Annotated in this window: 25 protein-coding genes and 1 pseudogene; 6 read left to right on the forward strand and 20 right to left on the reverse strand. The window is 73.4% G+C overall.

What is annotated here, in order from left to right; genetic code table 11:
• Positions 1 to 85: 85 nt before the first annotated feature.
• The 4 genes from ACZ4YL_RS16235 to ACZ4YL_RS16250 all read right to left on the reverse strand — a co-directional run bounded on the left by ACZ4YL_RS16235 (position 86) and on the right by ACZ4YL_RS16250 (position 6,213).
• Positions 86 to 1,495 (reverse strand): lysine N(6)-hydroxylase/L-ornithine N(5)-oxygenase family protein, encoded by a 1,410-nt coding sequence (locus tag ACZ4YL_RS16235; protein WP_468117027.1) that lies wholly within the window; start codon positions 1,493 to 1,495, stop codon positions 86 to 88.
• Positions 1,492 to 2,892 carry a pyridoxal phosphate-dependent decarboxylase family protein gene (locus ACZ4YL_RS16240; RefSeq protein WP_468117028.1) on the reverse strand — a complete coding sequence of 467 codons (1,401 nt, stop codon included), beginning with the start codon at positions 2,890 to 2,892 and terminating at the stop codon, positions 1,492 to 1,494. The genes ACZ4YL_RS16235 and ACZ4YL_RS16240 overlap by 4 nt, the downstream gene beginning before the upstream one ends.
• Positions 2,893 to 3,277: 385 nt before the next feature.
• Positions 3,278 to 5,815 carry an aminopeptidase N gene (gene pepN, locus ACZ4YL_RS16245; protein WP_468117029.1) on the reverse strand — a complete coding sequence of 846 codons (2,538 nt, stop codon included), beginning with the start codon at positions 5,813 to 5,815 and terminating at the stop codon, positions 3,278 to 3,280.
• Positions 5,816 to 5,856: 41 nt separating this feature from the next.
• Entirely contained in the window at positions 5,857 to 6,213 is a 357-nt protein-coding gene (locus ACZ4YL_RS16250; RefSeq protein ID WP_468117030.1) for a chorismate mutase, read from the reverse strand.
• 146 nt (positions 6,214 to 6,359) lie between these two features.
• Between ACZ4YL_RS16250 and ACZ4YL_RS16255 the strand changes: the two genes are divergently transcribed.
• Both ACZ4YL_RS16255 and ACZ4YL_RS16260 read left to right on the forward strand, forming a co-directional pair.
• Positions 6,360 to 6,779, forward strand: a complete 420-nt coding sequence (locus ACZ4YL_RS16255; protein WP_468117031.1) for a hypothetical protein — start codon at positions 6,360 to 6,362, stop codon at positions 6,777 to 6,779.
• A complete protein-coding gene (locus tag ACZ4YL_RS16260; protein ID WP_468117033.1) occupies positions 6,776 to 7,114 on the forward strand; it encodes a winged helix-turn-helix domain-containing protein in 339 nt (112 codons plus the stop codon). The genes ACZ4YL_RS16255 and ACZ4YL_RS16260 overlap by 4 nt, the downstream gene beginning before the upstream one ends.
• 605 nt (positions 7,115 to 7,719) lie before the next feature.
• Here ACZ4YL_RS16260 and ACZ4YL_RS16265 read toward each other — a convergent pair.
• Positions 7,720 to 8,376 (reverse strand): response regulator, encoded by a 657-nt coding sequence (locus tag ACZ4YL_RS16265; RefSeq protein ID WP_468117034.1) that lies wholly within the window; start codon positions 8,374 to 8,376, stop codon positions 7,720 to 7,722.
• A 154-nt stretch (positions 8,377 to 8,530) separates the two neighbouring features.
• Positions 8,531 to 9,283 carry a serine protease gene (locus ACZ4YL_RS16270; RefSeq protein ID WP_468117279.1) on the reverse strand — a complete coding sequence of 251 codons (753 nt, stop codon included), beginning with the start codon at positions 9,281 to 9,283 and terminating at the stop codon, positions 8,531 to 8,533.
• Between the two features lie 176 nt (positions 9,284 to 9,459).
• Here ACZ4YL_RS16270 and ACZ4YL_RS16275 point away from each other — a divergent pair, with 176 nt between their 5' ends.
• Both ACZ4YL_RS16275 and ACZ4YL_RS16280 read left to right on the forward strand, forming a co-directional pair.
• Entirely contained in the window at positions 9,460 to 10,356 is an 897-nt protein-coding gene (locus ACZ4YL_RS16275; protein WP_468117036.1) for a hypothetical protein, read from the forward strand.
• Between the two features lie 111 nt (positions 10,357 to 10,467).
• A complete protein-coding gene (locus ACZ4YL_RS16280) occupies positions 10,468 to 11,157 on the forward strand; it encodes an HAD family acid phosphatase (protein ID WP_468117037.1) in 690 nt (229 codons plus the stop codon).
• 56 nt (positions 11,158 to 11,213) lie between these two features.
• On the opposite strand, the gene ACZ4YL_RS16285 is transcribed toward ACZ4YL_RS16280, so the two are convergent.
• From ACZ4YL_RS16285 to ACZ4YL_RS16310, 6 genes are all read right to left on the reverse strand, one after another.
• Entirely contained in the window at positions 11,214 to 11,846 is a 633-nt protein-coding gene (locus tag ACZ4YL_RS16285; RefSeq protein ID WP_468117039.1) for an FAD-binding protein, read from the reverse strand.
• On the reverse strand, positions 11,843 to 12,904 hold the full coding sequence (locus tag ACZ4YL_RS16290) for an FAD-dependent oxidoreductase (RefSeq protein ID WP_468117040.1): 1,062 nt from the start codon (positions 12,902 to 12,904) through the stop codon (positions 11,843 to 11,845). Before ACZ4YL_RS16290 ends, ACZ4YL_RS16285 begins: the two co-directional genes overlap by 4 nt.
• Positions 12,901 to 13,452: a flavin reductase family protein gene (locus tag ACZ4YL_RS16295; RefSeq protein ID WP_468117042.1), complete on the reverse strand. Its 552-nt coding sequence runs from the start codon at positions 13,450 to 13,452 to the stop codon at positions 12,901 to 12,903. The genes ACZ4YL_RS16290 and ACZ4YL_RS16295 overlap by 4 nt, the downstream gene beginning before the upstream one ends.
• Positions 13,440 to 14,354 carry a VOC family protein gene (locus ACZ4YL_RS16300; RefSeq protein ID WP_468117043.1) on the reverse strand — a complete coding sequence of 305 codons (915 nt, stop codon included), beginning with the start codon at positions 14,352 to 14,354 and terminating at the stop codon, positions 13,440 to 13,442. Before ACZ4YL_RS16300 ends, ACZ4YL_RS16295 begins: the two co-directional genes overlap by 13 nt.
• A gap of 67 nt (positions 14,355 to 14,421) precedes the next feature.
• Positions 14,422 to 15,282 carry a 4,5:9,10-diseco-3-hydroxy-5,9,17-trioxoandrosta-1(10),2-diene-4-oate hydrolase gene (hsaD, locus tag ACZ4YL_RS16305; protein WP_468117045.1) on the reverse strand — a complete coding sequence of 287 codons (861 nt, stop codon included), beginning with the start codon at positions 15,280 to 15,282 and terminating at the stop codon, positions 14,422 to 14,424.
• Positions 15,282 to 15,827, reverse strand: a complete 546-nt coding sequence (locus ACZ4YL_RS16310) for an acyl-CoA dehydrogenase family protein (RefSeq protein WP_468117046.1) — start codon at positions 15,825 to 15,827, stop codon at positions 15,282 to 15,284. The genes hsaD and ACZ4YL_RS16310 overlap by 1 nt, the downstream gene beginning before the upstream one ends.
• On the opposite strand from ACZ4YL_RS16310, the gene ACZ4YL_RS16315 reads away from it, so the two are divergent.
• Positions 15,733 to 16,308 (forward strand): IclR family transcriptional regulator, encoded by a 576-nt coding sequence (locus tag ACZ4YL_RS16315; protein WP_468117048.1) that lies wholly within the window; start codon positions 15,733 to 15,735, stop codon positions 16,306 to 16,308. The two genes, ACZ4YL_RS16310 and ACZ4YL_RS16315, sit on opposite strands and share 95 nt — an antisense overlap.
• 74 nt (positions 16,309 to 16,382) lie before the next feature.
• On the opposite strand, the gene ACZ4YL_RS16320 is transcribed toward ACZ4YL_RS16315, so the two are convergent.
• From ACZ4YL_RS16320 to ACZ4YL_RS16345, 6 genes and pseudogenes are all read right to left on the reverse strand, one after another.
• A complete protein-coding gene (locus ACZ4YL_RS16320) occupies positions 16,383 to 17,654 on the reverse strand; it encodes a Gfo/Idh/MocA family protein (protein WP_468117049.1) in 1,272 nt (423 codons plus the stop codon).
• A 93-nt stretch (positions 17,655 to 17,747) separates the two neighbouring features.
• Positions 17,748 to 17,852, reverse strand: coding sequence for a hypothetical protein (locus ACZ4YL_RS16325; RefSeq protein ID WP_468117050.1), 105 nt, complete (start codon positions 17,850 to 17,852; stop codon positions 17,748 to 17,750).
• Positions 17,842 to 18,792, reverse strand: coding sequence for a 2Fe-2S iron-sulfur cluster-binding protein (locus tag ACZ4YL_RS16330; RefSeq protein ID WP_468117052.1), 951 nt, complete (start codon positions 18,790 to 18,792; stop codon positions 17,842 to 17,844). Before ACZ4YL_RS16330 ends, ACZ4YL_RS16325 begins: the two co-directional genes overlap by 11 nt.
• Positions 18,785 to 19,024: a hypothetical protein gene (locus ACZ4YL_RS16335; RefSeq protein WP_468117053.1), complete on the reverse strand. Its 240-nt coding sequence runs from the start codon at positions 19,022 to 19,024 to the stop codon at positions 18,785 to 18,787. The genes ACZ4YL_RS16330 and ACZ4YL_RS16335 overlap by 8 nt, the downstream gene beginning before the upstream one ends.
• Positions 19,025 to 19,059: 35 nt before the next feature.
• Positions 19,060 to 19,626: pseudogene (locus ACZ4YL_RS16340) on the reverse strand (acetaldehyde dehydrogenase (acetylating)); the annotation flags it as partial.
• Positions 19,627 to 19,652: 26 nt separating this feature from the next.
• Positions 19,653 to 20,435: a 2-keto-4-pentenoate hydratase gene (locus ACZ4YL_RS16345; protein WP_468117055.1), complete on the reverse strand. Its 783-nt coding sequence runs from the start codon at positions 20,433 to 20,435 to the stop codon at positions 19,653 to 19,655.
• A 238-nt stretch (positions 20,436 to 20,673) separates the two neighbouring features.
• Between ACZ4YL_RS16345 and ACZ4YL_RS16350 the strand changes: the two genes are divergently transcribed.
• On the forward strand, positions 20,674 to 20,964 hold the full coding sequence (locus ACZ4YL_RS16350) for a TetR-like C-terminal domain-containing protein (protein WP_468117057.1): 291 nt from the start codon (positions 20,674 to 20,676) through the stop codon (positions 20,962 to 20,964).
• 11 nt (positions 20,965 to 20,975) lie between these two features.
• On the opposite strand, the gene ACZ4YL_RS16355 is transcribed toward ACZ4YL_RS16350, so the two are convergent.
• Both ACZ4YL_RS16355 and ACZ4YL_RS16360 read right to left on the reverse strand, forming a co-directional pair.
• Positions 20,976 to 21,419 carry a VOC family protein gene (locus ACZ4YL_RS16355; protein ID WP_468117059.1) on the reverse strand — a complete coding sequence of 148 codons (444 nt, stop codon included), beginning with the start codon at positions 21,417 to 21,419 and terminating at the stop codon, positions 20,976 to 20,978.
• Positions 21,420 to 21,503: 84 nt separating this feature from the next.
• Positions 21,504 to 22,415 (reverse strand): SDR family oxidoreductase, encoded by a 912-nt coding sequence (locus ACZ4YL_RS16360; protein ID WP_468117060.1) that lies wholly within the window; start codon positions 22,413 to 22,415, stop codon positions 21,504 to 21,506.
• Position 22,416: the final 1 nt, after the last annotated feature.

The raw sequence follows: 22,416 nt of genomic DNA on the forward strand, positions 1-22,416 counted from the left end.
GGGGGCGGGTTTCGGGTGCCCCCTAGGGGGTGTCTTGTCGATCGTGCCGGACGCCGCGAGCGCGGCCTGACCGGCAAGACGCCCCCTACGGGTGCTCGACGAGGGGGAGGAGTTCGCCGGCGGGGCGGGGGCGGGTGTGTTCGCGCTGGTCGAGGCCGAAGGTGGTGAAGGCGGTGCGGGCCGGCTGGGGGTAGGGCTCTTTGCCGGTGAGGGTGTTGAGGATGGCGGCGCTGCGCCAGGCGGCGAGGCCGAGGTCGGGGGCGCCGACGCCGTGGGTGTGGCGTTCGCCGTTCTGGACGAAGATGCTGCCGGTGACGGTGGGGTCGAGGATCATCCGGTAGCGGTCGTCGATGCGGGGGCGGCCGGAGGAGTCCTTGCGCAGGTACGGGTCGAGGCCTGCGAGGAGGCTGCCGAGCGGTCGCTCCTGGTAGCCGGTGGCGAGGATGACGGCGTCGGTGGTGAGGCGGGAGCGGGTGCCCTGCTCGATGTGTTCGAGGTGGAGTTCGACCTTGGTGGTGGCGACGCGGCCGGCGGTGCGGACGCTGACTCCGGGGGTGAGGAGGGTGTCGGGCCAGCCTCCGTGGAGGGTGCGGCGGTAGAGCTCGGCGTGGATGGCGGCGATGGTGTCGGCGTCGATGCCCTTGTGGAGTTGCCATTGGGCGGGGACGAGCTGGTTGCGTACGGGTTCGGGGAGGGAGTGGAAGTAGCGGGTGTAGTCGGGGGTGAAGTGTTCGAGGCCGAGCTTGGAGTACTCCATGGGGGCGAAGGAGGGGGTGCGGGCGAGCCAGGTGAGGCGTTCGCGGCCGGCGGGGCGGGCGCGGAGGAGGTCGAGGAAGACTTCGGCGCCGGACTGGCCCGATCCGATGACGGTGACGTGGTCCGCGCCGAGGATGCGTGGGCGGTTGTCGAGGTAGTCGGCGGAGTGGATGACGGGGACGGTGGGGGCGTCGGCGAGGGGGCGCAGGGGTTCGGGGACGTAGGGGGCGGTGCCGATGCCGAGGGCGAGGTTGCGGGTGTAGGTGCGGCCGAGGGCTTCGGCTTCGCCGGTAGCGTCGAGTTGGGTGAAGTCGACTTCGAAGAGGTCGCGTTCGGGGTTCCAGCGGACGGCGTCGACCTGGTGGCCGAAGTGGAGTCCGGGGACGCGGTCGGCGACCCAGCGGCAGTAGGCGTCGTATTCGGCGCGGTGGATGTGGAACTGCTCGGCGAAGTAGAAGGGGAAGAGCCGTTCCTTGTGTTTGAGGTAGCTGAGAAAGCTCCAGGGACTGGCCGGGTCGGCGAGGGTGACGAGGTCGGCGAGGAAGGGGACCTGGAGGGTGGCGCCTTCGATGAGGAGTCCGGGGTGCCAGCGGAAGTCGCGGCGCTGGTCGTAGAAGGCGGTGGCGAGTTCGCCGGCTCCTTGCCGGGGCAGGCCGTGGGCGAGGGCTGCGAGGGACAGGTTGGAGGGGCCGATCCCGATTCCGACGAGGTCGTGGGGGGCGTCGAGCTGGGCGGTCATCGGTGGGTGCTGCCTTCCAGGAGGGAGATGAGCTGGTCCAGGTCCCCCGCTGTGGTGTGCGGGTTGAGCAGGGTGGCTTTGAGCCACAGGCGGCCGTCGGCGTGGGTGCGGCCGAGGACGGCGCGGCCTTGGTTCAGGAGGGTGCGGCGCAGGGTGGCGAGGTGGTCGTCGTCGGCGTGGGTGGGCCGGAAGAGGACGGTGGTGAGGGTGGGGGGTGCGTGGAGTTCGAAGCCGGGGTGGGCGTCGAGGAGCCGGGCGAGGTGGTGTGCGGTGTCGATGGTGCGGTCGATGAGTGCGGCGAGGCCGTCGCGGCCGAGGGCGCGGAGGGTGGTGGCGATCTTGAGGGCGTCGGGGCGGCGGGTGGTGCGCAGGGAGCGGCCGAGGAGGTCGGGCAGGCCGGCTTCGGTGTCGTCGGTGGCGTTGAGGTAGTCGGCCTGGTGGGCGAGGGGGGCCAGGAGGGTGGTGTCGGGGACGGCGAGGAGGCCTGCGGCGACGGGCTGCCAGCCGAGTTTGTGCAGGTCGATGGTGAGGGAGTGGGCGCGGCCGAGTCCGGCGAGTTTGTCGCGGTGGCGGGGGCTGAGGGCGAGGAGGCCGCCGTAGGCGGCGTCGATGTGGAGGTCGGCGCCGTGGTGGTCGCAGAGGTCGGCGATGCGGTGGAGGGGGTCGATGAGTCCGGCGTCGGTGGTGCCGGCGGTGGCGGTGACGAGGGTGGGGCCGGGGGTGGTGACGAGGGCTTCGGCGAGGCGGTCGGGGTCGAGGGTGCCGGCGGGGGTGGGGAGTTCGGTGGCCGGGGGCAGGCCGAGGAGCCAGGCGGCGCGGGGGACGGAGTGGTGGGCGTTGGCTCCGTGGAGGACGGTGAGGGCGGGGCCGTGGCGTTCGCGGGCGAGGAGGACGGCGAGTTGGTTGGCTTCGGTGCCGCCGGTGGTGACGAGGGCGTCGGCGTGGGGGGTGTCGTAGAACTCGGCGGCGAGGGTGCGGGTGAGGAGGGCTTCGAGGGCGGAGGCGGCGGGGGCCTGGTCCCAGGAGTCGAGGGAGGGGTTCAGGGCGCTGGCGGCGAGGTCGGCGGCTGCTGCGACGGCGAGCGGGGGGCAGTGCAGGTGGGCGGCGCACAGGGGGTCGGCGGGGTCGGCGGCGCCGGCAACGAGGGTGTGTACGAGGGTGCGGAGGGCTTCGTGGGCGCCGGTGCCGTGGGCGGGGAGCACGCCGGCGTCGCCGAGGGCGGTGCGGACGCGGGCGGTGACGGTGTCGGGGCCGCCGGCGGGGAGGGGGCCGCCGCGGTCGTGGGCGCCGGTGGTGAGGGCGTCGAGGACGGTGGCGAGGAGGGGGCGCAGGGCGTCGGGGCCGTGGGGGCCGCCGGCGAGCGGGGGCGGTGTGCGTGTGCCGGGCTGCGCGGTCATCGGGGTCCCTCCGGGGCTGGCCGGGTGCGGTGGGAGGCACCCGGCCAGTACAACGATCAGACCCGAATGGGGTAACCGCCAGGGTTTGTCCGGAGTCGGGGGGCCGGTCCCTGCCGGTCCCTGCCGGGGCTGGGCGGGGCTGGGCGGGGGCGGGTGGGGCTGGTGCCGGTCTGCCGGTGGGGCTTGCCCGTGCCGGGGCGGGGTGGGGGCCGGTGCCGCGGCCGGGGCGGGGTGCCGTCCGGGACTGCATGATTTATGGCGCCCTGGGCGGAGTGAGGCGTACGGGCCGCTGCCGCGCCAACACATCACGTTCTACGTCCCGGACAACACCCCACCCCGTCCCCGTCCCCGGCCCTGGCCTCGGCTCCGCGCTTTCGGCCTTCGGCTAGTTCTCGTCAGAGGGCCGGACCTTGAGGGCGCGGGCGAGGTCGTCGAGTTGGTCGACCAGTTTGCGGCGCAGGAGGGGGAGGATGTCCGGGTTCGTGAGGCAGGTGTGGCCGGCCTGGAGGTTGGACTCGTCGATGGCGTACGCGGGGAACGCCCAGCGGCCGGCGGCCTCGCCGATGGCCGGGCCGCGGCGGGCGCCGAGGGCGACGGCCTCCGGGTAGTAGCGGGTGACGTACGGCGTGAGCAGTTCGGCCTGTTCGGGCTGCCAGAAGCCCTGGGCGGTGGCGCTGAAGAGGTAGTTGGACAGGCTGTCGTCGTGGAAGAGGCGGTCCCAGGCGGCGGCCTTGGCCTCGGCGGTGGGGAGGGCGGCGCGGCAGCGGGCGGCGCCTTCCTGGCCGGTGGCGCTGGTGTCGGCGGCGAGGGCGGCGTCGATCTCGGTCTCCCCGACGGCGCCGAGGACGGCGAGGCGGCCGAGGATGCGCCAGCGCAGTTCGGGGTCGAGTGCGGGGCCGCCGGGGACGGTGTCGTCGGTGAGCCAGGCGGCGATGGTGTCGGGCTGGGTGGCGCTGTCGACGAGGGTGCGTACGGCGGTCAGCCGCATGCCGGGTTCGGAGCCGTCCTCGGTGCGGCGGAGGAGGTCGCGGGCGATGGTGGTGAGGGTGGCGAGCGCGGCGGCCTGTTCTTCGGGGGCGAGGTAGCGTACGGCGACCTGGGTGCGGGCGAAGGCGAGGACGCCCTGGACGATGGCCAGGTCGTCCTCTTCGGGCAGGTGCGCGGAGGCGGTGGCCAGGTAGTCGTGGGGGCCGAGTTCGCCGTCGCGGACCATGTCGCGCAGGGCGTTCCAGACGACGGCGCGGGTGAGGGCGTCGGGGATGCCGGAGAGGCCGCGCAGGACCGTTTCGACGGAGGTTTCGTCGAGTCGGACCTTGGCGTAGGTGAGGTCGACGTCGTTGAGGACGAGGAGGGCGGGGCGGGCTCCGGTCACCGAGATGATCTCGTCGGAGGGGATGTCGAGGTCGAGGAGTTCGCGCAGTTCGAGGAAGCGGTCGTCGACGGGGTCGCGGTCGTAGACGCCGACGGCGATGTGGTGGGGGCGGCTGCCGCGGCGGTCGACGGTGAGGGTCCAGCCGGCGGGGGTGTCGGGGCGGCCCTCGGACTCCTCGATGCGGGGGGTGAGGGTGTCGATGCCGGTGGTGCGCAGCCAGATGTCGGCCCAGGCGCGGACGTCGCGTTCGGTGTGGGCGGCGAGGGAGTCGATGAAGTCGGCGAGGGAGGCGTTGGCGAACTTGTGGCGGGCGAAGTGGGTGTTGATGCCGGCCAGGAAGTCCTTCTCGCCAAGCCAGGCGACGAGTTGGCGCAGGGCGGAGGCGCCCTTGGCGTAGGAGATGCCGTCGAAGTTGAGGAGGGCGGAGGCGGTGTCGGGGACGTCTTCGGGGGTGGGGGCGACGGGGTGGGTGGAGGGGCGCTGGTCGGCGTCGTAGCCCCAGGGCTTGCGGGTGACGCCGAAGTCGGTCCAGGTGTCGGTGAAGCGGGTGGCTTCGGTGAGGGTCTGGTAGCCCATGTATTCGGCGAAGGATTCGTTGAGCCAGATGTCGTCGAACCAGGCGAGGGTGACGAGGTCGCCGAACCACATGTGGGCCATCTCGTGGGCGATGACCATGGCGCGGGACTGGCGTTCGGTGTCGGTGACGGCGGAGCGGAAGATGAACTCGTCGCGGAAGGTGACGAGTCCGGGGTTCTCCATGGCGCCGGCGTTGAACTCGGGTACGAAGGCCTGGTCGTAGGAGTCGAAGGGGTAGGGCTCGGTGAACTTCTCCTGGTACCGGTCGAAGCAGGCCTTGGTGATGGAGAGGATTTCTTCGGCGTCGACGTCCATGTGGGGTGCGAGGGACTGGCGGCAGTGGATGCCGAAGGGCAGTCCGGCGTGTTCGGTGCGGATGCTGTGCCAGGGGCCGGCGGCGACGGCGGCGAGGTAGGTGGAGATGAGGGGGGTGGGGGCGGACTGCCAGATGGCTGCGCCGCTGCCGTCGGGGGCGGCGGCGGTGCGGGTGGTGATGCCGTTGGCGAGGACGGTCCAGTGGGCGGGGGCGGTGACGGTGAATTCGAAGACGGCCTTGAGGTCGGGCTGGTCGAAGGCGGGGAAGACCCGCTGGACGTCGTCCAGGAACATCTGGCTGTAGACGTAGGTGTGGCCGTCGGCGGGGTCGGTGAAGCGGTGCAGGCCCTCGCCGGTGCGGGAGTAGCGCATGCGGGTGTCGAGGTGCAGCTCGTGGGGGCCTTCGGTGAGGCCTTCGAGGGGGAGGCGGTCGTCGGCGAGGGTGGCCGGGTCGAGGGGGTTGCCGTCGAGGGTGGCCGAGCGCAGCTCGACGGGCTTCAGCTCGATGAAGGTGTCTGCGGCGGTGCGGGCGGTGAACCTGACGACGGTGGTGGAGTCGAAGGTCTCGTCGTCGCCGGTGAGGTCGAGGGTGACGGCGTAGTGCTGGACGTCGAGGAGCTGGGCTCGGAGCTGCGCTTCGTTGCGCGTCAGTGCGGACATGGGGCCCATGCTGCCCCAGTGGGCGGCCGGACCCCGGTCTTCTACTCTTCGCCCGCAGCGATCGTCTCGTGGTGGCGGATGACCTCGGCGATGATGAAGTTGAGGAGCTTCTCGGCGAAGGCGGGGTCGAGTTTGGCGTTCTCGGCGAGCTGGCGCAGGCGGGCGATCTGGCTGGCTTCGCGGCCCGGGTCGGCGGGGGGCAGCTGGTGCCTGGCCTTGAGGTGGCCGACCTGCTGGGTGCACTTGAAGCGTTCGGCGAGCATGTGGACGACGGCGGCGTCGATGTTGTCGATGCTGTCGCGCAGGCGCGCGAGTTCGGCGGTGACGCTCTCGTCGATGCCCGCGGCGTCGCCGGCCGCGCCCGTGCCGGTGCCGTTGTCGAGGTCGCTGATGTTCATGGTTCCCGAGAATACGTGGCGGCGGCCGTCTGTTCCTCGGGCAGTCGGCCTGTGAGACGGCAACCCGATACTTGCCAGAATGGAAAGTACTCGCCATAGTGGAAATCAGCTAGGGACGGTCGTCCGTGTGCGAGCGAGGGGGACCCATGCAGGAGTCGGCGAAGGCGGTCGGGGCGTTGGGCCGGGCGGCCGGTCTGGAGCAGGCGGCGCGGCGGCGCAGTGGCTGGTACGCGCGCTACCTGTGGGCGTTCGCGGCCGGGCAGCTGGTGCTCGTACCGATGGCCGTGCTGGGGCGTGGTCCGGTCGCGGTGGTGGTGCTGGGGGTGGCCAATGTGCTGCTGGTGACCGGGCTGAGCGTGTACGCGGCGCGGCAGCGGGTGGTGCGGCGGGGGTTCGGTGTGAAGCACGGGGTGCTGGTGGGGTCCTGGGCGGTGGTCTTCGCCCTGATGGTCGTACTCGGCTTCACGGTGTTCGGCCGCAGCGTGCCGTTCGCGGTGGGAGCCGCGCTGGCGTGTGCGCTGCCGCTCGCCGTGGGGGCCTGGACCGAGATGCGGGGCACGGTATGACGGGCGAACCGACCGTGGGCACCGGAGCGGACGCGAAGCGGGGCGGGCATCCGCGGCACGACCTCGCGCCGCTGCTCAACGCGCCCGTACGGCTGTCGGTGGTGGCGGCGCTCGCTCCGCTGGACAAGGCCGAGTTCGGTTTCGTACGGGATCTGGTCGAGGTCTCGGACTCGGTGCTGTCCAAGCAGGTCGCGGCGCTGGAGGAGGCGGGCTGGGTGGAGGTCCGCAAGGGCCGGGTCGGGCGGCGTCCGCGTACCTGGCTCTCGCTGACCGCCGAGGGCCGGGAGGTCTACCGGCGGCATCTGGCCGCGCTGCGGGCCATCGCGCTGGGTTAGGCCGTCCGTCCAGGCCGTTCAGAGCGGCAGGGTGGCGGTGACGAGCCAGCCGCCCTCGGGGGTGGGGCCGGCGGTGAGGGAGCCGCCGAGGGCCTCGGCGCGTTCGGCCATGCCGGCGAGGCCGTAGCCGCCGCCGCGGGCTTTCCCGGAGAGTGCGGCGGGGCGGCCGCCGCCGTCGGAGATGCGGACCTCCGGGCCGGCCGGGACGGTGCCAGGGTGACGCGTACGGCGGTGGCGGTGGCGGCGTGCAGCCGGACAGGGGGCTCACCGGGTGGCCCCGGGCGACCGCGGGCCCCGGTGCGGGTGGCTGCCGCGGCTTCCTGCGGCGGCGGTACGGGGGCACAGGCGGGTACGGGTGCACAGGCGCGGGCCGGCTGCGCCGGAGCCTCCCGGGGCTCCGCCCCGGACCCCGCGCCTCAAACGCCGGCGGGGCTGGAATCGGGGCTGGAAGGGCCCGGGCCTCGGGCGCCGGCGGGGCTGGAATCGGGGCTGGAAGGGCCCGGGCCTCGGGCGCCGGCGGGGCTGGGATCGGGGCTGGAAGGGCCCGGGCCTCGGGCGCCGGTGGGGCTGGAATCGGGGGCGGCATCGGGGGCGGATCGGTGGGGTCACGCCGAGGTGGCGGCCAGGCCGCTTTCCCAGGCCCAGGCGGCGATCTCGACGCGGTTGCGGGCGTCGAGTTTGGCCTGGACGTTGGCCAGGTGGGTCTTGACCGTGGACAGGGAGACGAAGAGCTCCCCGGCGATCTCCGCGTTGGTCAGCCCGCGCGCGAGGCAGCGTACGACGTCGTGTTCCCGCTCGGTCAGCGGCTCCGTGGGGCGGCGGGCCTGGGAGGCCGGGGTGCGCGGGGCCATTTCGCGCAGGAGGCGGACCGTGATGGCGGGGGAGACGAGGGAGTCGCCGACGGCTGCCGCCCGGACCGCTTCAACCAGCATGGCCGGGCCGGCGTCCTTCAGGAGGAAGCCGGACGCTCCGCCGTGGAGCGCCGCGTGAACGTACTCGTCGAGGTCGAAGGCGGTGACGATGACGATGTGCGGTGAGCCGGGGCGGCCGGACAGGCGGCGGGTGACTTCGAGGCCGTCGAGCCCCGGCATACGGATGTCGAGGAGCAGGACGTCCGGCCGGTGTCCGGCGACGGCGGCGAGGGCCGCTTCGCCGTCGACGACGTCGGCGACGACCTCGATGTCCGGTTGGCTCGCGAGGATCATCCGGAATCCGGTTCTGACCATCTCCTGGTCGTCCGCGATGGCCACTCGGATCGCCATGCGCCACCTGCCCCGCTGTCGTCGGCTGCCGCCACCGGTCGTTTCCCATGGGACCGGGGTGCGGGTCGGCCCTCAACCGCACGGCAAGAGACGACCTGGCCCTTCCGGCCGGTGCGTGACCGGCCGGAAGGGCGGGCGGGACGTGCGGGAGGAGCTACATGCCTGCCGCGGCGCTCTTGATCGCGGCGGCGAAGGTGGACACCTCGGTGTAGACGCCGGGGTAGTTCGGCCGGGCGCAGCCTTCGCCCCAGCTGACGATGCCGACCTGGATCCAGGCGTTGTTGTTGTCGCGGCGGAACATGGGGCCGCCGGAGTCGCCCTGGCAGGTGTCGACGCCGCCCTGGGGCAGGCCGGCGCAGATCTCCTCGCTGGGGACGAGGTCGCTGCCGTACGAGCTCTGACAGCTGGCGTCGGAGACGAAGGGGACGGTGGCCTTCATCAGGTAGCGCTGCTGGCCGCCGCCCTCGCGGGTGGCGCCCCAGCCGGCGACGGTGAAGGTGCCGCTGTCGTAGGCCTTGGTGTCCGCGATCTTGAGGGTGGGCAGGTTGATGGGCTTGGCGAGCTTGATGAGGGCCCAGTCCTTGCCCTTGCCGTTGTAGCCGGGGGCCTGGAGGACCTTGGTGGACTTGACCTTGATGGCGCTGGAGCTGTTGAGGTCGACGACTCCGGCGGTGGCGGTGATGGAGGTGTTGTTGCCGGAGCCGCTCACACAGTGGGCGGCGGTGAGGACGATCTGCTGGGTGTAGAGGGCGCCGCCGCAGCCCATGGAGAGGCGCACCATGAAGGGGAACTCGCCCTGGGCGGCGCGGGTGCCGCCGACGACGGGTGCCGGGCCGGCGGTGGCGGTGCCGGGCTGGAGGCTGACGGCGGCGAGGGCGACCGCGCCGACGGCGAGGGTGCGCTTCATCAACTGCACAAGGGTGGTCACAGTCAACACACTGCCTTTCGTGGGGGGTTGGGCCGTGCGTGCGCGTCATCGGGTGAATGACGGGTCCATGACACAACAGGCGTGTGGTGGACATCAAGAAGGCAATTTCGGCCAACTCCCTCCCTGGCGCCAGGGATTGCGGTAAGGAGGGCCCGGTGACGGAGAACAGGGGGCCCGACAGCCCCATCGAGCACGGATTTCCGCATCTGGCGACCGCGCGCGCCTCGATCACCGCGCTCTTCCGCCGGCTGTCGGCCGACGGGATCCGCGCCTACGACACGAGCTTCGCCCCCGCCGACGCCGCCTTCGACGCCACCGACGACCTCCACCTGGGCGCGCAGCGGGTGGCCGCCGCGACCGTGCGCGCGCTACGGCTGCCCGACGCGCGCATGGTGGTCTCCTTCCGGGCGATGGAGCAGGCGGCCACCGTGGAACTGGCCGCGGGCCGCGAGTACTTCATCGAGGTCAACGACCGCTTCCGCACCCACCGCCGCGATCTGGCCGCCGCCCTGGCCCACGAGGTCACGCACGTCCTGCTGCACCGGCTGGACCTGCGCTTCCCCGCCACCGCCGACAACGAGATCCTCACCGACACCGCCGCCGCGTACCTGGGGGCGGGCTGGCTGCTCCTGGACGCCTACCGCGAGGACGCGCTGACCCACCAGAGGTTCGGCTACCTCACGCCGGAGGAGTTCGGCTACGTCCTCGCCAAGCGCGCCGCCCTGTTCGGCGAGGACCCCGCCCCCTGGTTCACCAGCCCCCAGGCGTACGAGGCCTACGTGCGCGGGCGCGCGCTGGCCGGGCGCGACCACCGCCGGGCACCGCTGACGGCCGCCGGGCCGCTGGCGCGGCGGCGGTACGCGAAGGCGCGGCGCGCCGGGGCCGACCCCACCGACGGCTCGTCGTACCGCTTCGAACAGCAGGGGGCCGGCGCCGGGTTGCGGGTCAGCTTCCCGTGTCCGGTGTGCGCGCAGCGGCTGCGGGTGCCGGTGCGCGGGCGACTGCGGGCCCGGTGCGGGCTGTGCCACACCATCCTCGACTGCACCACGTAGATCATTCATCGCGCGGCCACGAAAAGTTTCCTACCGGCCAGTAGACATGGGTTCGATTCTCGCCAACTCTGGTCACGTACATGCCAACTCGTGACCGAGGGAGCGCCCCCCATGCGCAGCACCCGCCGCACCCGTATGCCCCGTACCGCCGCCGCCGGCGTGGCCGCAGCCGCCGCCGTCCTGACGCTGATTCCGGCCACCGCCGCCCAGGCCGCGCCCGTCCCGGCGCCGGCGCCCGTGTCCGCACCCGCGTCCGCGCCTGCGGCCGCCTCGGCGCCCGGCGGCAACGCCGCGATCCTCGGCATCGACTACGCCACCTGGCAGCGGGACGTCGCCGCCGTGATCGACGCGGCCCGGCCCGCCATCGAGGCGCGCATCGCCGCCTCGCCCGCCGGTGAGAAGCCCGCCCTCGTCCTCGACATCGACAACACCTCGCTGGAGACGGACTTCCACTGGTTCTGGACCTTCCCGACCCCCGCGATCACCAAGGTCCGCGCGCTGACCCAGTACGCGCACGCGCGCGGCGTCGCGATCTTCTTCGTCACCGCCCGCCCCGGGATCATCCACTCCCTCACCGAGCGCAACCTCAAGGCCGTGGGCTACCCGGTCTCGGGGCTCTACGTCCGTGACCTGCCCGACCTGTTCGATGAGGTCAGCGCCTACAAGACGGGCAAGCGGGCGGAGATCGAGGCGCGCGGCTACACGATCATCGCCAACATCGGCAACAGCCCGACCGACCTCGTCGGCGGCCATGCGGAGCGCACCGTCAAGCTGCCGGACTACAACGGCAAGCTCTCCTGACCCGGGCACGGTGAGAGCGGGGCGGCGGGCCGTGCGGGCCCGCCGCCCCGGCGCCGTCAGCCGAGTCCGGCGGCGATGGCGTTGACGGCCGCCCAGCTGAAGGCCATGGCCGGGCCGATCGTCGCGCCCGGTCCGGGGTAGGTCTCCCCCATCACCGCCGCCGAGCAGTTGCCGGAGGCGTAGAGCCCGGCGATCGGCCCGCCGTCCTCGCGGAGCACCCGGCCGTCCCCGTCCGTGACCAGGCCGCCCTTGGTGCCGATGTCGCCCGGGTGCACGGGGACCGCGTAGAAGGGGCCCTTGTCGATCGGCGCGAGGTTCGGGTTCGCCAGGGTCGGGTCGCCGTAGTAGCGGTCGTAGACGCTGTTCCCGCGCCCGAAGTCCTCGTCCACGCCCCGCTCGGCGTGCCCGTTGAACCGGCGGATCGCGGCGGGCAGGCCGGGCGCCGCGATCGCGCGGGCCAGTTCCTCCACCGTGTCCGCCTTCTTCAGGAAGCCGCTCTCCAGCCACCGCTTCGGGAAGGGCTGTCCGGGGAAGAGCCCGGCGAAGAGGTACCAGGCCTTGGAGCGGGCGTCGAGGATCAGCCAGGACGGCACGGTCCGCGCCTCGGGCCGGTCGGCGGCGTACATCCGGTCCACAAACGCGTGGTACGGCAACGCCTCGTTGGCGTACCGCTCCCCCGCCCCGTTCACGATGACCACCCCGGGATGCCCCGGTCGGCGACCAGGAAGAACGGCTTCTCCCCAGGCGGGCACACCGAGGGCGCGCCCCACACGCGGTCCAGCAGGTCGGTGGCGGCGCCCAGTTCCTCGCCGCACCGCAGGGCGTCGCCGGTCTGCCCCTCCGAGGCGTGCGTCCAGGCCGTGGACGTCGGGTGCGGCAGGTGCTTCTCGCGCAGGGCCTGGTCGTGCGAGAACCCGCCCGAGGCCAGCACCACCCCGCCCCGGGCCGCCACGGTCACCTCGCGGCCGGCCCGGGTGACCCGTACGCCCGTGACCCGGCCCGCGGCGTCCGTGACCAGCCCGGTCAGCGTCGCCGACAGCCACAGGTCCCCGCCGAGCCGGTCCAGCGAGAGCCGCATCCGGGCGATCAGCGCCTCGCCGAGGGAGAGCAGCGTGCGGCCGGTGACCAGCGCGCCCACGGCCCGTGCCCCGACCTTGAGGGACGCCTTCCGGCCCGCCCAGGTCCGGCCGACCATGTTCAGGAAGCGGAAGTCGTAGGAGGTCATGGTCAGTCCGTACGTGGGCAGGCCCGCCCGGCGCATGTCGTGGCGCGCCCGGCCCAGCCGCTTGAAGTCCACGATGCGCGGTTCGATCGAACGGCCCTGCGCCATGCCGCCCCGGGCCTCGGGGAAGTAGTCCGGGTAGCCGGGGGTGTACATGAAGCGGATCTCGGTGCGTTCGTGGAACTCCTGGACCATGCGCGGCCCGTGGGCGAGGTACGCGTCCTTGCGGGCGGCCGGGACCCGGTCGCCGACGGTGGCGTCGAGGTAGGCGCGGGCCTTGTCGTAGGTGTCGGCGAGGCCGGCCCGGTCGAGGTGGACGTTGCCGGGGACCCATATCGCGCCGCCGGACAGGGCGGTGGAGCCGCCGTACTTGTCGGTCTTCTCGACCACGAGGACGGTCAGGCCGCGCAGGCGGGCGGTGACGGCCGCGGCGAGTCCGGCGGCGCCGGAGCCGACGACCACCACGTCGTACGTGTGGTCACCGGTCACGGGCTCGGTGTCGGTGTCGGTGTCGGTGTCGGTCACTCGAAGGCTCCGGTGGCGTAATCGCTGCGGAAGTACAGCAGGGGCGATCCGCCGTCGCGGGCGGCCAGGGCGAGGACCCGGGCGGTGACCAGGTAGTGGTCCCCGGCCTCGTGGACGGTGTCGACGGCGCAGTCGAGGGTGGCGAGCGCCCCGCTGATGTGGACGGCGCCGCTCGGCGACGGCTCCCACGGCACCCCGTCGAACTTCTCCGCGCCCTGGCGCGGGCCGCGCCGCCCGAGGGCCTCGCACACCGCGCGCTGCTCCTCGGCGAGGATGCTGACCCCGAACCGGCCGCCGGCCTCGCGTACGGCGGGCCAGCTGGAGGAGGACCGGCCGATGCACAGCAGGACCAGCGGCGGGTCCAGGGAGAGGGAGGCGAAGGACTGGCAGGCCAGGCCCGCCGGGCGGCCGTCGGCCCCGGCGGCGGCGATGACGGTGATGCCGGAGGCGAAGGTGCCGAGGACCTCCCGGAAGGCGGCCGGGTCGACGGGTGTCCCGATCGGGCCGCCGGCTGCGGCTGCGGCTGCGGCTGCGGTCAGCCGTTCCACTGGTGGCCCCAGAAGCTGTCCGCGGTGATCTCCTTCGCGGTCCAGGTGGCGGGGTCGACGACGAGCCCGTCCCAGCCGTACTCGACCTGGAAGCCGCCGGGGGCCTGCGCGTAGAAGGAGACCATGCGGTCGTTGGAGTGCCGGCCGAGGGTGGAGGCGATGGGGATGCCCGCCCGGTTCATCCGGTCCAGGCAGTGGCCGACGTCGTCGAGGGTCTCCAGTTCGACCATGAAGTGGACGATGCCGGGCGGCAGTGCGCCGGGGTAGAGGCCGAGGCTGTGGTGGCGGTGGTTGGGGCTGAGGAAGTGCATCCAGTGGAAGTCCTGGCCGGGCCTGCCGGTGGGGACGGCCGCCGGGGGCAGTCGCATCGAGTCGCGCAGCTGGAAGCCGAGGAGGTTCTCGTAGAAGTCGAGGCTGGCCTCGGTGTCGGGGGCGGGCAGGACGACGTGGCCGAGGCCGAGGCCCTCGCCCGAGGGGGTGCCGGTCACGAACCGGTTCCCGTAGGGGGCGGCGAGCGGGCTGTGGTCCTGGGCCTGGCCCCAGTAGATCTCCAGCGGGTTGCCGCCGGGATCCTCGCAGTGGATCAGGCCCTGGACGCGCCGGTCGGCGAGGGTGGCGGCGTCGCCGGGCTTGACGGGGTGTCCGGCGGCTTCCAGGACGGCGGCCGCCTCCCGCAGGGCCTGGGCGCCGGCGACCTCGAAGCCGGCGGCGAGCAGCCGGTCCTGGCGGCCGGAGACGAACTGGAAGCGGTGGATGCGGTCGTCGATCCGGACGTTCAGGCAGGTGTCCGTGCTGCCCTCGGCCACGGTCATGCCGAGGATGTCCAGGACGTACGTGCGCCAGGCGGGGAGGTCGGCGGTCTCGATGCGGAGGTAGCCGAGTGCCCGGATGGCCGGTGCCATGGGTGTCCTCAGTTCTGGAGGAGCTCCGGAGAGCTCTGGGGAGAGCTCTCCGGAGGCGGGGCGGGGTTCAGTGTGCGAAGAAGTCCGCGGCGAGGCGGTTGAAGTCGTCGAAGGCCTCGGTCTGCGCCCAGTGGCCGCAGCGCGGGAAGACGTGCAGGCGGGCGTCGGGGATGGCCTTGAGGGCGAGCAGCGCGCCGTCGAGGGGGTTGACCCGGTCCTCGCGGCCCCAGGTGAGCAGGGTGGGGTGGCTGATGCGGTGGGCCTCGCGCCAGAGCAGGGTGTCCTGCTGCCAGGCGGGGTTGGCGAAGGAGGCGCCCATGCGGGCGTTGCCGATCCGGGCGTCCGGGTCCATGGCCTGGGTGTAGCGCTCCTCGACGAGTTCGTCGGTGACGAGCGAGGGGTCGTGGACGAGCGTCGTGAGGAAGGCGCGCATCTGCTCGCGGGTGGGGTCGGCGGCCGCGGCGAACTCGAAGAGGCGCCGGATGCCTTCGGTGGGGTCGGCCGAGAAGAGATTGACCGAAATTCCGCCGGGGCCCATGAGCAGCAGCTTGTCCACCTTGTCCGGGTGGTTCAGGGACATCCGGACGGCGGTGCCGCCGCCGAGGGAGTTGCCGATGAAGTGGGCTTTCGCGATGCCGAGTTCGTCCATGAGGGCGGCGGTCGCGGCGGCGCTGAAGCTGAAGTAGTCGCGGTCGGGTTCGGGCTTGTCGGAGCGGCCGTAGCAGGGCTGGTCGATGAGCAGGGTGCGGAACCGCTCGGCGAAGAAGGGCAGGTTGGGGCCGAAGTTGGACCAGGCGGAGGCGCCGGGTCCGCCGCCGTGGAGCAGGATGAGGACGGGGGCGCCGGTGTGCTCCGGACCCGCCTCGTGGAAGTGGAGGTTGAGGTTTCCGGCCTTGACCGTGCGCGAGGTGCTCTCGTAAGTGATCATCACAACATCGTGTCCTGGATGTCGAGGCCGAGCGCACCCTGGCCGAAAAGGACCAGGGCCCGCTCGGGGTCGTTGGCGGCGTGGCCGCGGCCGGTGTGTACGTCGCGCCAGGCCCGCTGGACGCGGTCGGGGCCGGTCCGCATGGCGCTGCCGCCGGCGTTCTCCATGAGGAGGTCGACGGCCGCGACGCAGCGTTCGGTGGCGAGGACCTGGTCGCGGCGGACCCGGGTGCGCAGGGCCGTCGGGAGTTCGGCGCCGCGTTCGGCCAGCGCGTAGAGCTCGTCGATGTTGCGCCGGAGCTGGAGCCAGGAGGCGTCGATGTCGCTCGCGGCGCGGGCGATGCGGACCTGGGCGAAGGGGTCCTCGGCGACCTGCTGGCCGTAGGAGACGCGCAGCCGGTTCCGGGTCGCTTCGACGTAGCCCTCGTAGGCGCCCTCGGCGATCCCGACGATGGGGGTCGAGACCGGGCAACTGGTGCACCTGTCGGTGCTGGACGGGGCCGAGGTGGTCTGCCTGGAGCGGATCGGTGGCTCGGAGGCCACCACCGTGCCCTCCCGGGTCGGCGGCCGGATGCCCGCCTACAGCACGGCCGCCGGCAAGGCGATCCTCGCCTTCGGCGACCCGGGGGCGGTGGATCACGTCCTCGCGCAGGGGCTGCGGCCGCGCACGGCCCGGACGCTGATCAGGCCGCTCGCCCAGCGCGCGGAGCTGGCGGCCGTCCGCGAGCGCGGGGTGTCCCACGACCGGGAGGAGAGCTTCCGCGGCATCTGCTGCGTGGCGGCGCCCCTGCGCGGCGCGGGCCGGGCCGTGGCCGCGGTCTCGGTGTCCTCGTGCCGGGGAGAGCGCGAACTGGCCCGGCTGGGACCGGCCGTTCTGGCCTGCGCGCGGGCCGTGTGGCGCGAGCTGTACGGGCCGGGACGGGCCGGCCGGGCTGCGGTCGCGCGGCCTCAGGACCCGCGGCCGGCGGTCTCGGAGCAGGAAATGGACAACATGATGGGCTGGTTGCGGTTCAGCGAGTGGATGTAGCGGGTAGTCATATCCCACCGCAAGAAACGAAGACCCGGTCCCGACCCCTCGCCAGGGGGCCGGGCCCGCTTCGTTTACGGGTCCTGGACGGGCGGCCCCACCGGCTCCACCGTGCCGGAGCAGCGGGCCCGTTCGGCGGCCAGGACCGTCAGGTGGCTGGTGAGCGACTCCCGCGGGCCGGACCTGACCAGGCCGGGGTCGCCGGTGGCGATGGCGGCGACGAAGGCGTCCATGAGGCCGGGGTCGCCGCCGCCGTGGCCGCCCGCGGCGTCCATCGGCCCGCCCGCGCCGATGGCCACCTGCTCCTCGGTGCGGGTCAGGAAGTCGTAGACCGTGATGGTGCGGCCGTCGCCCCGCAGTTCGCCGCGGGTTCCGAAGATCCGGGTGTGGCGGTCCGCCTGCTCGGTGAAGGCGGTCATGGTGAAGGTGGCCGTCGCCCCCGAGTCGAACTCCATGGCCACCACCTGGTGGTCGACGACGTCGTTGTCGCAGGCGTACACGCACCGCCCGTACGGCCCCTCCCGCAGCGCGGCCTCCAGGGCCCGCGGGGTGAACTCGTCGATCAGCACGCTCAGCGGCCAGCGGTGGCGGCCGTCGGCCAGCCTGTCGCCGTACTCGCGTACGGCGGAGTACGGGCAGTCCGGCTCGACCGCGCAGTCCAGGCAGCGGTCCGCCGCACCCGGCGGCCTGTTCTCGGGCCGGAAGTGCGAGAGGCGGCCGAAGCTGGAGACCCGTACGGGCGGGCGCCCCAGCACGTACTGGAGCCAGTCCAGGTCGTGGCAGGACTTGGCCATCAGCATGGTCGTCGCCTCGTCGGCGCGCCGCCAGTTGCCCCGTACGAACGAGTGGGCCTGGTGCCAGAAGCCGACCGGCTCCAGGTGCTGGACGCTCACGATGTCGCCGATGCGGCCGGAGTCGACGACGTCCTTGAGGGTCCGCGTGTAGGGCGTGTAGCGCAGGACGTGCCCGACGGAGAGGATGACGCCGGCCCGCTCGACGGCGTCGACGATGCGCCGGCACTCGTCCTCCGTGAGGGCCATCGGCTTCTCCAGCATGATGTGGTAGCCGAGCGCGGCGAACGCGAGGACCGGCTCCAGGTGGTCGCGGTCCAGGGTGCAGACGAGCACCGCGTCCGCGATCCGGCCGAGGGCGGCCAGCTCCCGCCAGTCGCCGAGCACGTGGTGGGGGTCGATGCGGTGGGCGGCGGCGAGCCGCTCCCGCCGGGGCGCGCGCGGTTCGGCGACCGCGACCACCCGGGCCCGGTCCGGATGGGCCAGGGCCCATCCGGCGTGGCCGCTCCCCCGGTCCCCCGCCCCGACGACGGCGAGCGTGATGGTGTCGGACATGGGCCCAGCCCCGCTTCCCGAACCGATTGCCGTGCGCAGCAAGCGCTTTCCCCGGAGAAGCTAGCGGCCGCGCGTACTGCCGGACACCCCCCTTCACCCGTACGTGATCCGCACGGTGGGGCCGAGCGGGAGGGCCTGGCAGGCCAGGACGTAGCCCTCGGCCAGGTCCGTCTCGTCGAGGACCTCGTTACGGGTCATCTCCACCTCGCCCTCGACGACCCGGCAGCAGCAGGCGCTGCAGGCGCCCCTCCCGGCAGGAGTACGGAGCGGGGATCCCGGCAGCGAGCAGCGCGTCGAGCAGCGGTGTCCCCTCGGGCCAGGGCACGGTGTGCCGGGTCCCGTCGAGTTCCACCTCGGCGGTGGCCCGGGCCTGCGCCCCGGCCGACGGCTCGACAGGCGGCGGGGCGGCCGCGAAGACGTCCGTGCCCAGCGAGAAGTACCGCTCGCGGTGGATCGCGCGGGGCGCGGCCCCGGCCCGGCGCAGCGCCGCCTCGGCGGCGTCCATGAACGGGCCGGGCCCGCACAGGTAGGCCTCGCGGCCGGCGTACGGGGCCATCAGCGGCCCGAGCAGCGCGGCGGTCGGCAGCCCCTGGAGGCTCTCCAGCCAGTGCACGACGGCCAGCCGCCCCGGGTACGCCTCGGCAAGCCCCCACAGCTCGTCCCGGAAGATCACCGACTCGGCGTCCCGGTTGGCGTACACCAGGGCGACCCGGCCCCGGCCCGCGGCCAGCGCCGACTTGGCGAGGGAGAGCACCGGGGTGATCCCGCTGCCGCCCGCCGCCAGCAGGAGGTCGCGGTCGAGGCCGCCGGGGCCCGGGGTGAAGGTACCCGCGGGCGGCAGGACCTCCAGCTCGTCCCCCGCCGCCACCTCCTCGCAGAGCCAGCCGGAGCCGAGCCCGCCGGGCACCCGCTTGGCGGTGATCCGCATCGGCTCCCCGGTGCGCGGGGAGCTCGCCAGCGAGTAGCAGCGGGCCGCACCGCCCGGGATCCGGACGGTGAGGAACTGGCCCGGTGCGTACGGGAGTTCCGCGTCCAGGACGAGGGAGACCGCCTCGGGGGTCTCCTGGACGCGTTCCCTGACGCGGACCCGCAGCGCGCGGGCCGCTGTGTCCTGTTCCCGGAGCCGGCTGTCAGGCATCGGCGGGCACCTCCAGGGCGCCCTCCCGGACGGCCTCCTCGATGCTCGCCCGCAGCTCCTGGCAGGAGCGGACGCGGGCGCCGAGTTCCCCGGCCGCGACCCGGGCGGCGATGCGCGGGCAGCGTACGGCGGCATCGCCGGTCCACTGGATCTGGGTGTGGGCGGGGCTGAACTTCTCGCAGAGCACCCGGTTCCCGCACTCCTGGCAGGTGACGGGCGATCCGGCGCCCATCAGGGGCCGCCGACGAGGCGGCGTTCGCCTGCGCGCAGCGCCTTGCCGCGGTCGGCGCCGCCGATCTCCTCGATGCCGCGGGCGGTGGTGCGGGTGAACTCGTCGATGTTGGCGCGGGTGCCGGGGCCGGCCGAGACGGAGGCCACCGAGGCGACGATCTCGGCGTAGGCGACGGGGACCACGCGGGAGACGGCGTACACCATGGGGATGGTGGCCTGCCCGCCGCAGGTGATCATGTTGACGTTGGCCCGGTCGAGGTGGGCCGTGAGGTTTGCGGGCGGTACGACGGCGGGGCCGACGGCGGCCGGGGTCAGGTCGACGGCCTTGATGCCGAGTTCGGCGTAGCGCGGGGCGTGGGCGCGGTGCACGTGCGCCGAGGTGGCCTCGAAGACCAGGTCGGGCAGTTCGGCCCGGCCGAGCAGGTGGTCGACGCCCCGGTGGGAGGCGTCGAGTCCGGCGCGGCGGGCCCGGGCGAGGCCCTCGCTGCCGGGGTCGACGCCGATCATCCAGCGGGGCTCGATGTACGGGGAGCGCAGGAGCTTGTGGAGCAGGTCGGTGCCGATGTTGCCGGAGCCGACGATGGCGGCGGTCGCTTTCTTCATGCTGTGCCCCCTGGGGCGTCGGTCACTCAGGAGAAGGTGAGGGACACCGGGCCGAGTCCGGTGAAGTCGGCGGTGTAGGTGCGCCCGGCGGTCACGTCCACGGCGCGGGTGCAGGAACCGGGCAGGACGAGGTGGCCCTTGCGCAGCGGGACGCCGAAGCGGGCGACGGTCCGGGCCAGCCAGGCGACGGCGGTGGCGGGATCGCCGAGGACGGCGTCGCTGCGGCCGGTGGCGAGGGTCTCGCCGCCGCTCGCGAGGCGCGCTTCGACGGACCCCAGGTCCAGCTCGCGCGGGTCGCGGCCCTCGCCGACGACGTAGCCGGCGGAGGAGGCGTTGTCGGCGATGGTGTCCGCGAGGGAGATCCGCCAGTCGGCGATGCGACTGTCGATCAGTTCCACGGCGGGGACGACCCGTTCGGTGGCGGCCAGGACGTCGGCCTCGGTGCAGCCCTCGCCGGGCAGGTCGGCGCCGAGGACGAAGCCGACCTCGACCTCGATACGGGGCGCGCAGTACGCGGCGACGGGGACGGGGGTGTCCTCGCGTAGTTCCATGGTGTCGAGGAGGTGTCCGTAGTCGGGCTCGTCAACGCCCATCATGGCCTGCATCACGGGGGACGACAGCCCGACCTTGTGCCCGGTGACGACGGCGCCCTCGGCGCAGCGGCGGCGGATGCCCAGGAGCTGGATCTCGTAGGCGTCCTGCGCGTCGATGGCTTCGTACCGCTCGGTCAGCGGCCTTACCGGGGCCCTCCGATGCTGTGCCGCGTGCAGGATCTCGGCGGCCTCGCGCCGGTACTGGTCGTTCAGCATGGGGTCCTTCCGGCTGCGGTGGTGTGTGGTGCCGCAGACGGTAGGCGGGGTGCGGGCGCGGGCGGGAGGCCGTGTTCCCGCTGAGCGGGAAAGCCCGTCGGCGCTCCGGGCGGGAGCCGCCATGCTCCGTTAACTCCATGGCTCTGGTGCAGCGGGCGCGGCAGTAGCACTCCGTCGGCGCCGGCGGCCACATCAGCGGCGGCGGATACGGCCTCCTCTCCGCGACTTCGGCCTGGTCGTGGACCACCCTCCCACCGCTCCCGAGCAGCTCAAGCGGGCCGAGGCGCAGTGGAGCGACTTCGTCCCCTCCCTCGCGGCCCTCGCCCGCGAGTGCTTCCCCCACCTGCCGCCGCAGGCGCTGCTGGCCTCGCTGCGCGTGTGGGGCCGCATGTACGGCCCCGTCGCGCTGGAGGTCTACCGCCAGTTCGGCCCCGAGGCCAACCCCCGCGTGCTGTTCCAGCCGGAGATGGACTCGGCCCTGGAGATGCTCGGCCTGGAGCAGACCGGGCCGGGCGGCGCCGGATCCTGAGCCCTGCCCCGTCACCCGCCCGTGCTGGGCGGGGCTGCGACGTTCAGCTGCCAGGAGACGCCGAAGCGGTCGTTCACCCAGCCGAACCGGTGGCTGAATCCGTACGAGCCCAGGGGCATCAGCTCCTGGCCCTGCTCGGCGAGCGCGCGGTAGAGGCGGTCGATCTCGGCGTCGTCCTCGCACTGGACGTACAGCGACACCGCGGGCGTGAAGCCGAACGCGTGCTGGGCCGGGCTGTCGATGCACATGAACTGCTGTCCGGCCAGGGAGAAGGTCGCGTGGCGCACGGTTCCCGCGGGCCCGGCCCCGGGTCCGGTCTCGTCGGGGCCGTAGCGGCTGACGGCGAGCACCTCGGCGTCGTCGAACAGCGAGACGTAGAAGCCCATGGCTTCCTCGGCCCGCCCCTCGAACATCAGAAACGTGGTGATCTTCTGCGGGGTCGGCGTGACGGCCATCGTCGGTTCGTGTCCCTTCGGCTTCTTGTCCAGGACCAGGAACCTTAGCCTCCGCCCCCGTCGCCGGGACCGGACCGGGGGCGGCTACCGCGCGCCGTACACCGGTAGCGGAGCCTGCGCCGCCGCGAGGAGTTCCACGGTGGCCGCCCCCGCCTCCGCCGGGGTCCAGCGTGCGCCCCGGTCCGCCGTGGGGCCCGGCCGCCAGCCCTCCATCACCGTGATCCGGCCGCCCTCCGTCTCGAAGACCCGGCCCGTGACCCCCGCCGAGGCGTCCGCCCCCAGCCACACCACCAGCGGGGAGACGTTCTCCGGGGCCATCGCGTCGAAGCCGCCCGCCTCGGGGGCGGCCATGGTCTCGGCGAAGGTCCGCTCCGTCATCCGGGTCCGCGCCGCCGGGGCGATCGCGTTGACCTGGACCCCGTAGCGGCCCATCTCCTCCGCCGCGACCATCGTCAGGCCGAGGATCCCGGCCTTGGCCGCGCTGTAGTTGCCCTGGCCGACCGAGCCCAGCAGTCCGGCCCCGGAGGAGGTGTTGACCACGCGGGCGGCCACGGGCCGGCCCGCCTTCGCCTCCGCCCGCCACCACGCGGCCGCCGACCGCAGCGGCAGGAAGTGGCCCTTCAGGTGGACCCGCATGACCGCGTCCCAGTCGTCCTCGTCCAGGTTGACCAGCATCCGGTCCCGCAGGAAGCCCGCGTTGTTGACGAGGGTGTCCAGGCGCCCGAAGGTGTCCACGGCCGCCGTCACCAGTGAGGCCGCGCCCTTGGACGTGGCGATGTCGCCGCCGTGCGCGAGCGCCTCACCGCCCAGCGCCTCGATCTCGGCGACCACCTGGGCCGCCGGGCCGTCCGGCCCCGGCAGTCCGTCGAGCCCGACCCCGAGGTCGTTCACGACGACCTTCGCCCCCTCCGCCGCGAAGGCCAGCGCATGGGCACGCCCCAGCCCCCGCCCCGCGCCCGTCACGATCACGACCCGGCCTTCACACAGTCCCGCCATC

Source organism: Streptomyces sp. NPDC030021, from assembly GCF_055574035.1.